The sequence below is a fragment of the Microcoleus sp. T2B6 genome (assembly GCF_036700475.1).
In the GTDB taxonomy this organism is placed as follows: Bacteria; Cyanobacteriota; Cyanobacteriia; order Cyanobacteriales; family Microcoleaceae; genus Microcoleus.
Map to the genome: position 1 here is coordinate 62127 of NZ_JAUBOZ010000030.1, position 12192 is coordinate 74318.

At 45.6% G+C, this 12192-nt stretch carries 10 protein-coding genes; 5 read left to right on the forward strand and 5 right to left on the reverse strand.

What is annotated here, in order from left to right:
- Positions 1–168 precede the first annotated feature (168 nt).
- Positions 169–798, reverse strand: a complete 630-nt coding sequence (locus tag QUA00_RS15510; RefSeq protein ID WP_333315735.1) for a DUF4276 family protein — start codon at positions 796–798, stop codon at positions 169–171.
- Positions 765–1919, reverse strand: coding sequence for an AAA family ATPase (locus QUA00_RS15515; protein ID WP_333410154.1), 1155 nt, complete (start codon positions 1917–1919; stop codon positions 765–767). Before QUA00_RS15515 ends, QUA00_RS15510 begins: the two co-directional genes overlap by 34 nt.
- A 32-nt stretch (positions 1920–1951) precedes the next feature.
- Between QUA00_RS15515 and QUA00_RS15520 the strand changes: the two genes are divergently transcribed.
- Together QUA00_RS15520 and QUA00_RS15525 are read left to right on the forward strand one after the other, a co-directional pair.
- A complete protein-coding gene (locus QUA00_RS15520; protein WP_333410155.1) occupies positions 1952–2755 on the forward strand; it encodes a creatininase family protein in 804 nt (267 codons plus the stop codon).
- A gap of 81 nt (positions 2756–2836) precedes the next feature.
- On the forward strand, positions 2837–3592 hold the full coding sequence (locus tag QUA00_RS15525) for a DUF561 domain-containing protein (protein ID WP_333410156.1): 756 nt from the start codon (positions 2837–2839) through the stop codon (positions 3590–3592).
- A gap of 220 nt (positions 3593–3812) precedes the next feature.
- On the opposite strand, the gene QUA00_RS15530 is transcribed toward QUA00_RS15525, so the two are convergent.
- Positions 3813–4490, reverse strand: a complete 678-nt coding sequence (locus tag QUA00_RS15530; protein ID WP_333410157.1) for a calcium-binding protein — start codon at positions 4488–4490, stop codon at positions 3813–3815.
- An 80-nt stretch (positions 4491–4570) separates the two neighbouring features.
- Between QUA00_RS15530 and QUA00_RS15535 the strand changes: the two genes are divergently transcribed.
- The 3 genes from QUA00_RS15535 (at position 4571) to dprA (ending at position 7561) form a co-directional block, all read left to right on the forward strand.
- On the forward strand, positions 4571–5218 hold the full coding sequence (locus QUA00_RS15535) for a DUF2301 domain-containing membrane protein (protein WP_333410158.1): 648 nt from the start codon (positions 4571–4573) through the stop codon (positions 5216–5218).
- A 127-nt stretch (positions 5219–5345) separates the two neighbouring features.
- The gene (locus tag QUA00_RS15540) at positions 5346–5999 is read left to right on the forward strand and encodes a YdcF family protein (protein WP_333410159.1); all 654 of its coding nucleotides are present in this window, start codon (positions 5346–5348) and stop codon (positions 5997–5999) included.
- Positions 6000–6409: 410 nt separating this feature from the next.
- On the forward strand, positions 6410–7561 hold the full coding sequence (gene dprA / locus QUA00_RS15545) for a DNA-processing protein DprA (RefSeq protein ID WP_333410160.1): 1152 nt from the start codon (positions 6410–6412) through the stop codon (positions 7559–7561).
- A 194-nt stretch (positions 7562–7755) separates the two neighbouring features.
- Here dprA and QUA00_RS15550 read toward each other — a convergent pair whose 3' ends face one another.
- Positions 7756–7938 carry a hypothetical protein gene (locus QUA00_RS15550; protein ID WP_333410161.1) on the reverse strand — a complete coding sequence of 61 codons (183 nt, stop codon included), beginning with the start codon at positions 7936–7938 and terminating at the stop codon, positions 7756–7758.
- Between the two features lie 132 nt (positions 7939–8070).
- Positions 8071–12192: FG-GAP-like repeat-containing protein (locus QUA00_RS15555; protein ID WP_333410162.1), on the reverse strand; the 4122-nt coding region annotated here is incomplete at its 5' end.

The following is a 12192-nucleotide window of genomic DNA, read 5'->3' on the forward strand; positions in this document are numbered from 1 at the left end:
GGAGCATCTCAATGAAGGTAAAAAGCGTTGTTTAGGAGTGCTTGCGTGACCGCACAGCACAGTATATACATATAGCGAGCAATGTGTGAAACCCGCGCCAGAGCTTGGTCTAAAATCTCGCTTTTTCCACAACAGGAATCGCGGGTTCGTATCCGTTTTTGGGCGGGGTCAAGGAATCAATTCGCCCCCACAAAGAGATAAAATAGTATTCAGAAAAGCCTTTAATTCTGGACAGACTGCGGCAGCCTCCATGAGATTTTGTCCCTCTAATATTCTTTTGGCATCCCGTGCTTTATCATAACTGCGACGTTTTCCCTGTTCAAATATTTCTTTAATCCGATAAGAAGGTGGATTATTGTGATTGACCAGTTCAGGAGAACCGCTAGGCACGGCTCTATTGCCTCCTGATATTTGCTGAATTTTTGACCAAAAAGGTAACAGCCAAGCTTCAAAGTCATGGGAAGCTGCATGGGGATAAAATTTAGGATTTTCCCCCACCCATTTTTTCATTTGAGCCTTAGCGTCTCCTGCATCTTTAAAATCTTTAGTTCCTGTATAAACATCTGTTAATGCAATTACAGCATCATAACCATCTTTTCCTAAAAAATTTTCAACTACACGCTTTAGCTTGTCTTCTTTAGGAATGCGACCGTGTTGAGGTTTAGTATCGAGTTTTGGCATTTGCTGCAAACGCGATTCCAAAAATTTTCGCAATATAGGCATAAAAGCTGTTTCTGTTTTTCCTTCTACTATGATGGCAATCTTCACGGTCTGCCTCCAATGATATTCATTGCCCAAAGCTGATCCAAGCTATAATCTTCTAACCAGTGTTCTAAGTCTATAGAGTCAGCCCAAGTTAGAGTTGTTAATCCATCTTCAGTATTGCAGACAAGCACCTCTTTAGGCTCTAAAAATCCGATCAGTCTATCTGAATGAGTTGCTACAATTAGTTGAGTTCTTTGAGAAGCTTCTCTCATAGCATGAGCTAGTTGTTGTAACAACTCTGGATGTAAACTAACTTCCGGCTCATCAATCAGCGTGACAGCGGTCAAATCTCGACTTTGCAGTAAGGTGATTAACCAGAGAAATCGCAGCGTTCCCTCGGATAGTTGGTGCATATAAAAAGGATCAGAAAAATTTCGCTCCTTCCAAGTCATTGCTAAAGTTCCGGCTGCTACTGGCGGAAAGCTTAATCGTTCAAAATTAGGAAAGGCCGCAGCAAGCGTATCTTGGATAATTTCAAATCGATTGGGATCTGTTTCTCGCAGGTAATAGAGGCATGAAACTAAATCTTCTCCCTTGGTACCGGGCAAAGTTGCAGGCCGCATAGATTGAGGTAAACGTATAGGACTTTGAGGGGAAAGATTCAACTCCCAAGCCTTATAAAAGCTACATGAAGCTAAGTGCTGCCTCAATGTTTCAGGTTCCCGATACATCTTAGGAACCTGAGCGAGTGAGCTTTCAAAAGGATTGTACTGCCAGTTGGGACGTAGTAGCTTTTCATCCTCTGGACTGAAGTATCTGACATCTGAACCGCGAGATTCAATATACTTAAAAGGTTGAGAAGCATTGGGATCGCGCTGTTGGATTAGAGTTTCTGAACCAATTTCATAGAATTGACCTTTGGTTGCAAGTTTCAGAGAATAGTTAAGCGGTTCCTGATTTTCTATAGGCATTGATAAGGAGATTGACACGCTATCAGCCCGGTCTAATGTTACCATCTGAGTTAGACCGCCCAACTCTGAAATTTTGGACTGTAACTGACCGTTGGCTGATGCTGCTAAAAGTGAGAATATTTCTAAGAAAGAACTTTTCCCAACACCGTTAGCACCAATCATCACTGTCATATCTCGCATTTCCACCTCTGCCGAAAACAAACGGCGAAACCCCTCGATCTTTAGGCGCTCAAATGTGTTCATAACTTTTGCCCTTGAGCTTGTAGAATCGTAATATGCACAATTTTATTCCAGAATCGCGCTTTTTTCCATATCTAACTTGGACAGAAATCCAGTCTATGCTGGATAAGGAAAATATAGTTATAATTCAGCCGCTAGGTGCGATCGAACAGCACGGCCCCCATTTGCCTTTAATTGTGGATGCGGCAATTAGCGCGGCGGTGACAGGCAAAGCCCTGGCAAAGTTAGAGGCAAATATTCCCGCTTATGCTTTGCCGCCTTTGTACTACGGCAAGTCGAACGAGCACTGCCATTTTCCCGGTACAATTATGCTCAGTGCTCAGACACTTTTAGCAGTATTAGGTGAAATTGCTGACAGTATTTACCGCGCCGGATTTCGTAAATTAGTGTTAATGAATGCTCACGGCGGACAGCCGCAGGTGATGGAAATTGCGGCGCGGGATATTCATCAAAAATATCAAGATTTCTCTGTTTTTCCGCTGTTTGTTTGGCGGGTTCCTAATGTGGCTTCTGAATTATTAACTGCGAAGGAGTTGGAGTTGGGAATTCACGCGGGCGATGCAGAAACGAGTTTGATGTTGTCAATTTTGCCCGAACAGGTGAAAATGGAACTGGCTGTTTGCGAGTACCCGCAGGGTTTACCAACAGACAGTTTGCTGAGTATGGAAGGGAATTTGCCTTTTGCTTGGCTGACGCGAGAGTTGACTGAAAGTGGTGTGTTGGGCGATGCGACGGTGGCGACGAAAGAAAAGGGCTCTCGTATTCTCGAATCTCTCTCTGACGGCTGGGCACAAGTTATCAAAGATGTTTACAAATTTCGCCAGCCGCGTAGTAATTAAAAATTAAGAATTAAAAATCAAAAATTGTTCTAATTTGTGTCAAAATGAGTCTAAGAAATTTTTTGAGTTGGAAAACTAACGATGAGTGTAAATTCTAAATTGCAGCGCGCTTTTGAGCAAGGCCGCGCCCTGAAAATTATCAGCGGTTTAAATAATTTTGATGCCGCCAACGTTGCGGCTGTCGTCAAAGCAGCGGATCTCGGCGGTGCTTCCTTTGTCGATATTGCTGCCGATCGAGATTTGGTATTGATGGCAAAACAGTTGACAAATTTGCCAATTTGTGTATCGGCTGTGGAACCGGAAAAGTTTGTGCCTGCAGTAAAAGCTGGCGCTGATTTGATTGAAATTGGTAACTTTGATGCTTTCTACGCACTAGGCCGCCGCTTTGAAGCTGAGGAAGTTTTGCAGTTGACTCGCGAAACTCGATCGCTATTTCCAAACATCACTCTTTCTGTAACAGTTCCCCACATTTTGGCACTCGACAAACAAGTGCAGTTAGCAATTGAATTAGTCAAAGCTGGGGCTAATATCATCCAAACAGAAGGTGGCACCAGCGCTCAACCAATTCACGCCGGCACATTGGGATTAATTGAAAAAGCAGCGCCTACTTTGGCTGCAGCCTTTGAAATTTCCCGCGCCGTATCCGTCCCCGTACTCTGCGCTTCCGGTATCTCCAGCGTCACCGCACCCCTCGCTATTGGAGCCGGTGCTGCGGGTGTTGGTGTCGGTTCTGCTGTCAGCCAACTTAATAGCGAAGTGGCTATGATTGCGGCTGTTCGCAGTTTGGTTGAAGCTTTGGCTTTGGTTTCGCGATCGCACTTGCCGGCTTCTATTTAATTAAGAAGGAAGAAGGAAGAAGGAAGAAGGAAGAAGGAAGAAGGAAGAAGGAAGAAGGAAGAAGGAAGAAGGAAGAAGGGAGAAGGAAGAAGGAAGAAGGAAGAAGGAAGAAGGAAGAAGGAAGATTTTTTCCATCCCCCACTCTCCCCTTCTCCCCCTCTCCCAATCTCCCCTTCTCCCCCTCTCCCACTCTTCCCCTCCCCCACTTTTCCACTCTTCCTTAATAATTGATAAACCACACGGCATAATCATCTAATAACTGATTGTTGCGGGAGGTTACATCAACTGATTCTAACTCAGATAAAGGCAACATAAACTTTTGGCGATCGCTGACGCGCTGCACTTCCACAAATATGCCTTCTTCCTGAAGCACCAAATCCTCCAACCGATTAATTGTGAATCTATCAGTATAAGAAGGTTGAGTTTTTTTGAGCCGTGCATATTCTTTTTTGCTGCCCCCACCCATTGTATATTCTTCTTCCCATTCAAACTCTTCTATGCCGGTAACGTGGCAGGGGAGTTGAATATTTTGCTTGATGTAATCTAGATATTTGACGGAATTTTTTAGGCTGAAATCAATATTTTTTGACCCCAAAATCTTGCTGATTTTAGTTTCAAATTGCGTATTATTAAATGGGATATTTTTATCGAGATGCGCTAACATTTCTGGATCGAACCCCGCTCTCAATTCGGATAATTCCTCCAGCAGGCTCTGAAAGTCGTTGACCGGTTTGGGTCTTCTGCCTGCTACAATGGTTTCATCAAGCTGAACTGGAGGAAGTTCGGATTGTGAAGGAAGGGATTGGCTTTGATCGGGGCGATCGTCCACTTTAGGCTTGTTAACTTTAGACTTGTTAACTTTAGACTGGTTAAGTTTAGGCTTGTTAAATTTAGGCATCGCTCGGTCTCGCTGGCTCGGTTTATCAATAAAGTATATCTTGGCAGAAGTACATTCGTGTATGATAGGAGGAATCTGTAATGCAACTACTGAAATCACCTGATGAATCGCCAGTCTATCAAGGACAATTCGGCGAATTTACAATTACTCAAAACGATCGCACGGGAGTGGTGATTTACCGCGCCGGATTGGGGGTGGCGGCGCTGTGTTTTGCGATCGGCACTACTCTGGTGCTACAACAGGGCGACAACCCGATGGCAATCCAGGCTGTAACGCCTGTTTTTGCTTGTTTCTGGATAGCTTTAGGCGTCAGCTTGGCAACTATTCACATCTACATGATTGCGCTGCACCGCACACTACAGGCGTTTTGGGCGATCGGCGGCGCGGCAGCATTGTTTGTCGCCCTACAAAGCAGCCAACCTCTAGCTTTAGCAGTGTACGAACATCCCACCACGTTGTGGGGAATTGGCTTTACTTTTGCCGCGTTAAATGGCATTTATTTTAAGGAAGCATTCTGCTTTAATCGCCTCGAAACTAAGTTTTTGACTCCGGGAGTTCCTCTCTTAATTTTAGGACATATTTTCGGTTTTTTGTCAGCCGAAAATGAACAATTTTTGCTGGCTATTTGGGCGGCTTTGTTTATCATCTTTGCTGTACGCAAGTTTTTTCAACCAATGCCGCAGGATATCGGGGATAAAAGCGTTTTTGAGTATCTGAAACACCAATAATTTGGGAAGGGGGCATTGGGAATGGGGCATGGGGCATTGGGAAATTCTATCACTTTCCCACTATTTCCCTCTTCCCCAGTCTCGCCGAATCTGCCTCCATACCCGAAAACATCTAGATCGAGTTAAAATGAGAATTCGTCTAATCCGCCGCCGAGAAATGTGGGCAGTTACCAGGGAAGGTTGGGTAATTGCTCTGATGGGGTTAATAATTGCAATGCTCTTAATTCTCACAAATATCCATCCATTTTTGGCGGTAAATGCGCCGATTAAAGCAGATATATTGGTTGTGGAAGGCTGGTTGCCGGATTATGCGATCGAAAGTGCGATCGCCGAATTCAAAAAAGGTGAATACAGCCAATTAATTACCACAGGAATTCCTTTAAATAAAGGTTACTATCTCGCTGAATATAAAAATTATGCCGAACTGACTGCCGCGACTTGTATTGCGCTAGGATTTGATAAAAATAAATTAGTAGCAGTACCAGCCGCGAATGTTTTGAAACACCGTACTGCTGCTTCTGCGATCGCCCTTCGAGATTGGTTTTCTACTTCAGGTTTAAAAGTTAACTCAATTAATCTTTATTCCTTTGGCCCTCACGCCCGCAGAAGTTGGATTGTTTTCAAAGAAGTGCTGAATCCTGAGATTAAAGTCGGGATTATAGCTGCGGAACCGCAAGATTATAACGCACAAGAATGGTGGAAATCTAGTGAAGGTTTTCGCACTGTGATCGGAGAAGTTATTGCTTATATTTACGCCCGTTTTGTAGATTGGAAAACCTAGCCAGTAATTTTCAACCTTTCTCTTAATTCCCTTCGCGTTATTCGCGCCTTCGCGGTTCGGAAAAAAATATTTATATAACAATCCTTGCAGGAGTCGTAAATTTTTTACCCCACCCCAACCCTCCCCTTGCTAAGGGGAGGGAGTAAGAAATTCACAAATGATTTAGGATTGCTATATAACAGTTTGACATCGGTGGAAATACAGGACACGGCAGTGCCATTTCCCTACCAGATTATCGGTGGAAATACAGGACACGGCAGTGCCATTTCTGTACCAGGCTATCTGTGAAAATACAGGCCACGGCAGTGCCGTTTCCCCACCCAAGAAATAGACGACACGGCAGTGCCGTTTCCCTACTATATTCAACCGAAGATGATAAAATTATTCTCAGATAAGTTGAGGGTAACTCGTTGCTAGAAGAACGCGCTTACTGGTTAGCATGGTCGCAAATTAACGGCATCGGGCCGATTTTGTTGCAAAGATTGCACCAAAATTTCAATAGTTTGGCAGAAGCTTGGACGGCACAATCAGTAGATTTAATGCGAATCCAAGGGTTCAGCAAGCAGATAATTGAAACTATTTTGCAAGAACGAACTCAACTTAATCCTGAAGAATTTATCGAAAAACATCTTATAAAAAATCCCTGTTTTTGGACGCCTGCCGATCCAGATTATCCCCGCTTATTATTGGAAATTCCCAATCCGCCACCAGTGTTGTATTATCGCGGTTTAGTTGATGTAAAAGAGAATCAAGGAATTACGCCGACAGTGGCAATAGTTGGTACTCGCAGCCCTTCGGAATACGGCAGAAGGTGGACTCGCAAATTTAGTACGGCTTTGGCTAGAAGCGGTTTTACTGTGGTTTCGGGATTGGCTGCGGGCATTGATACAGAGGCTCATATAGGCTGTTTGGAGGCGGGAGGAAGGACTTTCGCAGTGGTGGGGACGGGAGTAGATATTGTATATCCTAAACAAAATGAGAGGTTGTGCGATCGCATTTTGCAGCAGGGATTGGTAATTAGTGAATATCCGGCGGGGACTCAACCGAATAAAACTAATTTTCCCCGCAGAAATCGCATAATTGCTGGCTTAAGTCGCGCTACAATCGTGATAGAAGCTCCGCATAAATCGGGTGCTTTAATTACTGCTTATCAAGCTAATGATTTTTGCCGGGATGTGTATGTTTTGACGGCAAGATTGGATGATGAGCGTTCGTTTGGGTGTTTGGAGTTGCTGAGTAAAGGTGCTCATCCGATTCTGCCTGGTCGCGATCGACTGTTAAGCGAAGACAGGTTGTTGGAAATGCTCGGAGCTATGCCAAAATTGGATAGAGCCGAGCAGTTGTCGCTATTTCCTCCAAATCCGACGGTTGAGAAGCAAGGGCCGCCGTTGGAGCCGGAATTGGCTAAGGTGTTAGGTGCGATCGTATCTGGGCCGAGTTCTTTTGATACAATTGTGGAAGCGTCTGGATTAGAAGCGGGAATGGTTTCTAGTATACTTTTGCAGTTGGAATTGTTGGGATTAGTTTCGCAGTTACCGGGAATGCGATATCAGCGATGCTGATGTGAAAAACTGGGCGGTTGAAACCGCGTCTACACAGACAAAATCCGCCTGCGCGGATTGAAGGCAACGGAGGACACGGCATTGCCGTTTCCCTACCCCAAAATAATCAATTTTCGTCGCTCGGATGTAAGCATCACGCGATCGATTGTAGGGACACGGCACTGCCGTATCCTGATTTCGGGTAACGGGTAAAATCAACCGGATTGGATGATGAAATTGCCCGATTGGGCGATCGGATATAACGATCGAGAACACGGCAATTGAGGACACGGCAACAGCGCAACTGGTGTCAACTTAAGGTAAAACCGATAGTCCGACAGGGAATGAATTCCCTGTCTCAAAGCTAAAGTCCTCGCTATGAGGACTGAAGAACTCATTAGTCCTCTTCAGAGGACTTTAGCTATTAGACAGGGGTTTCAACCCCTGGCGGACTGACGGATGAGCGAGAAGACTAACGGACTAAAAGCTTAAGTTGACACTAATGGGCCATGCCGTTTCCCTACCCAATCTCAAATCAATCCGAAATTAACAGCACTAATACTGCTAGCCGAAACTCCGGCCAGAGAAGCTAAAATCTCCCCGGTTTGTGCCAACCGGATTAAAGTTGCACCGCTATCTTGAGCAATTGCCAATTGCGAGAAACTCAACCCGTTACCCAATACTAACAAGTCTTGACCGACTTCAAAATCATTAATCGTATCAGTACCGGAATTGGTAGAGAGTAGGAACTTATCTACTCCCATTCCTCCTATCAAACTATCAATTCCCAAACCGCCATTGAGTAAATCATCTCCCTTACCTCCGTAAAGAATATCATTACCATCATCGCCATTCAAAAGGTCAGCACCACGGTTGCCAAATAAGACATCATCACCGCTACTTCCGAGGATTGTATCGCTACCTTTGCCACCAAAAATAGTGTCATTCCCCAGAACTCCATCGAGGGAATCATTACCCCTCATGCCCATCAACACATTATTCGCACTGTCGCCCGTCAGGATATCGTCGCCATTTGTACCGAGAATTGCATCCGGGGAATTGCTGCCCAAATCAGCATCGCCGCTGACAACAGGAGTTGCAATGCCAACAGGTAATACTACAGCTTCAATTCTGCTATCTAAAGCAGTACCAGTATTGTCAGCAACTAGCTGGGAAATTGGTTTATTTCCTGTACCAACTTCTTTGAATTCTTGAGTGGTTGGGCCCAAGGCTACTTGTTGGAGGCGCGCAAGTGATTCAGGAATTGATGTTCCTGTTGGGTTGGAGACAGCGGCATCAATGCGTTGATTTGCTGTTGCCATTACTGTCGCTGCTTGCGATGTAATTTTGGTGACTGTTTGACTGTTGAAACTGGGGTCTATTTGCTGGATTTTCGCGGCTGTTTGCTGAATGATTGGTTCTAAAGCTGCGGCATTACTCAGGTTTAAGACTGTACCGGATTGAATTTGAGCCGTCATTGAACTGACAACAGCCTTGACAATATCGCTATTGACTGCACTGGATGCACCGTCAATCAAACCGCTGGTTTGGGTGATGAAGTTTTGGACTTTCACCATTTCGGCTAAGACTTGGACTCCGCCCGGTATGTTGTTGTTGGTGGCTTCTATTGGATCGAAGCTAGTTAAGTCAACATCAGCGGGGAGAGAAAGGGCGGCTTTGACTAAAGATTGGGCTTCTTCTGGTTCAATTCCTTTGTCGATTAAGTCGGCGACTAAGGTGGTTAGGAGGGTGACTACACTCGCATCTGGTGGTGCGGTGACTGGTGTTTCTAGGGGTAAGCCGGTGGCGGTGTCAGTGCCTCCTGTGGCTACTAGATTGCCTTCTGATGGGTCGATTTCTCCGTTTTTGTTGGTGTCGAACGTCTCGAAGGGGATGTTGAGATTGAATTCACCCTTGCTGTCAGTAGTAGTTGATGGTTCATTGGTATCTTTGATGCCGTTTTTGTTGGCATCTAGGAATAGAGTAGCCCCAGCGATATAAGCGTCAATGACAAAGCCCCCAAGAGAGTCACTTTTGAACTGAACGAACTCGCTAACACTCGCGCCAGATTTATCAGTTCCCGTCACTTTCAACCAATATCTGAAAGATTTTGGGCGATCTGGACCTAAATTAATAGTGCGAGTTTCCCGATTAAAAGTTAGCCATGAAGGCAAAGGAATTTCCGGGAAACTTAAGTCGGGAATCGGCTGCCGATAGGAACCGCCGTTGAGATCGGTCTTCCATTTAAACGCCGACTCGTTCAAGGCACTGTAATCTGTTACTGCGATCGAATAATTAATGCTGTCGCCCGGATCGGGGTCTGTATTGGTATCGGCAGCTAAGGTAAAAGTATTGCCAGTTTGAGAGAAACGCAGCGCTGCACTTTGCGAAAACACAGAACGATTTACAACTGGCGGGTTATTGGCGACTGTAGTAAAACTCCCTTCTTCGGCAAACTTTGAACCAGCCCAAGCAGTATCAATTGCTTGCACGCTCCAGTAATATTTCTTATTTGGAGACAAATCTTTAAGTTGCCATTTCGTGTTTTGACTAACATTCCCCAACCCCACCAGTTGGCGAGTTCCATCGGCAAGATACGACATCGGGGAAAGAATATCTTGGCCCCCTGGTGTCGTGCCAACTCGTAGGTTGTAGCTTAAACCATCGGCAGGAGTGTGATCGTCAGTTGCTTTTTTCCAGTTGAAAGTGACTTCTCGGCTAGAAGGCAAAGCCGTTAGCTCTGTGGGTGCAGTGGGAGGAGTGTTCGCTTTAACGGTGTTATTGCGGAAGACTTTGGTAAAGAAGTCGTTTTCGTTATAGGACCCGGAAAAGTCTTTTGGTGAAGCACCTGTGAGCAGGATATCCAATCTGCCATCTTTGTCGTAGTCTCCCCAAGCAGTCTGGGAAAAGCTATTCTGCTTTTGCTCTGTCCCACTGTCGATTTGTACGCCGCTGTCTTTAAAGCTGTTTGGGCCAGAAAAACTGCGTTCGTTGCGATAGAGTTTGGCGACGATTGTTGCTGAACTTGCGCCATTTTGTTGATCGACACCAGTACCCAGGATATCCAGAAACCCGTCATTGTCGTAGTCTCCCCAAGCATATCGAGCGCTACCCAAAGAAGGTATCTGTGCACCTATGTCTTCAAAGCTGGCAGACCCCTTATTTTCACGGGTTTTGTTGCGGTAGACTTTGGTGAAGGACGACTGCAAAGAACTATCGCTACCCGATAGCAAAATATCCAGTTGGCCGTCGTTGTTGTAGTCTCCCCAGGCCATATCACGAGCCTCACCGCCGAAACCAGGCAAGTCTACACGAGTGTCTTCAAAAACGCCATCGCCTAAGTTGCGGTAAAGTTTGGCACTGTACCTTGAATTAATGTCTTTGGAGTCCTTTACCTGGACTAGGATATCGAGTTTGCCATCGTTATCGTAATCTGCCCAAACTCCGGGTTTGGTAGGACCGCCTGTTGGGCCATCAGAAAATAGCCGTCCGGGAATCACTAAATCGGGACGTTCTTCCTTAAGACGTGCTTTGCTATCTTCAAAGCGGTTTGAACCGATATCGCCTGTGTTGCGATAGAGCGTGGTGCTGAAGGAGTTCTGGGGGCCCAAACGTCTTTTATTGACGAAGAGATCGGGACGCCCGTCATTGTTGTAATCTGCCCAACTCGCTCGATAAATATCGTAGGAGATATCGTAGTCAGGTAGACGTGTCTCAACGGTAAAGTCCCCACCACTATTGAGCTCGTTGCGATTAATTTCGTAACTACTAATGTTGGTGCTATCGTTGTTGATTAGGCCAGCATCCAGCCACCCATCATTGTTGTAATCTCCCCAGACTGGAACCTGACCTGGCAAGTCTCTTCGATTAGCTTCGCTAAAGCCTTGGTTGGTGTTGTTGTAGATTCGGGTAATTGGGGTAAATCTGTTCCCGAAGGTTCGGGTATTTATTGGGGTAGATCCACCAAGGATATCCAACTTGCCGTCATTGTTGTAGTCTCCCCAGATGGCTGAATCCAAACCAGATATCGGAACGTTCGTGTCGGTGAAAAGTCCGTCAGCATCAAAAATTTGCAAGGTTGCAGAGCCTTGCTCGCCAATATTTGCCTTATCCCGAGCGGTGATCCGAAACTCGATTTTTTCTGTTCTCTCAGCTTGACCATCCGACAAGATGTTAATTGTGAAAGTTTTGCTATTTTCGCCTGGGTTAAAGGTGATTTCAGGAGAGAAATTGGGGGAAACTTTCCAATCTGTTCTCAAAGTCGCTGAACCAGTAGGCTCTTCTAGGTAAACCTTGGAAATTTTGTTTAGCTCCTCCGCAGTCCCAGTGCGAGTGAGAGTAATTTCTGCCGGAACGACTCCTGTGGAACTTTCATTGACTTTGTAAGTAGCTTGGGAAAAACTTACCGTGGGATCACCAAGCGCAGCAATCCGAGCGTTAGAGTTCGGTATTCTGATCGGGAATATGTTTGTACTGCCTGTTCCTGTAGTGACTGGCGTCGGAGTCGGAGTACCAGTTGCCGGTGTCGGAGTCGGAGTACCAGTTGCCGGTGTCGGAGTCGGAGTACCAGTTGCCGGCGTCGGAGTCGGAGTACCAGTTGCCGGTGTCGGAGTCGGAGTACCAGTTGCCGGTGTCGGAGTCGGAGTACCAGT

Coding starts and splice junctions, on each gene's coding strand:
- QUA00_RS15515 (WP_333410154.1), bottom strand. CDS start 1,919: ATGAACACATTTGAGCGCCTAAAGATCGAGGGGTTTCGCCGTTTGTTT.
- QUA00_RS15520 (WP_333410155.1), top strand. CDS start 1,952: ATGCACAATTTTATTCCAGAATCGCGCTTTTTTCCATATCTAACTTGG.
- QUA00_RS15525 (WP_333410156.1), top strand. CDS start 2,837: ATGAGTGTAAATTCTAAATTGCAGCGCGCTTTTGAGCAAGGCCGCGCC.
- QUA00_RS15530 (WP_333410157.1), bottom strand. CDS start 4,490: ATGCCTAAATTTAACAAGCCTAAACTTAACCAGTCTAAAGTTAACAAG.
- QUA00_RS15535 (WP_333410158.1), top strand. CDS start 4,571: ATGCAACTACTGAAATCACCTGATGAATCGCCAGTCTATCAAGGACAA.
- QUA00_RS15540 (WP_333410159.1), top strand. CDS start 5,346: ATGAGAATTCGTCTAATCCGCCGCCGAGAAATGTGGGCAGTTACCAGG.
- QUA00_RS15550 (WP_333410161.1), bottom strand. CDS start 7,938: ATGAGTTCTTCAGTCCTCATAGCGAGGACTTTAGCTTTGAGACAGGGA.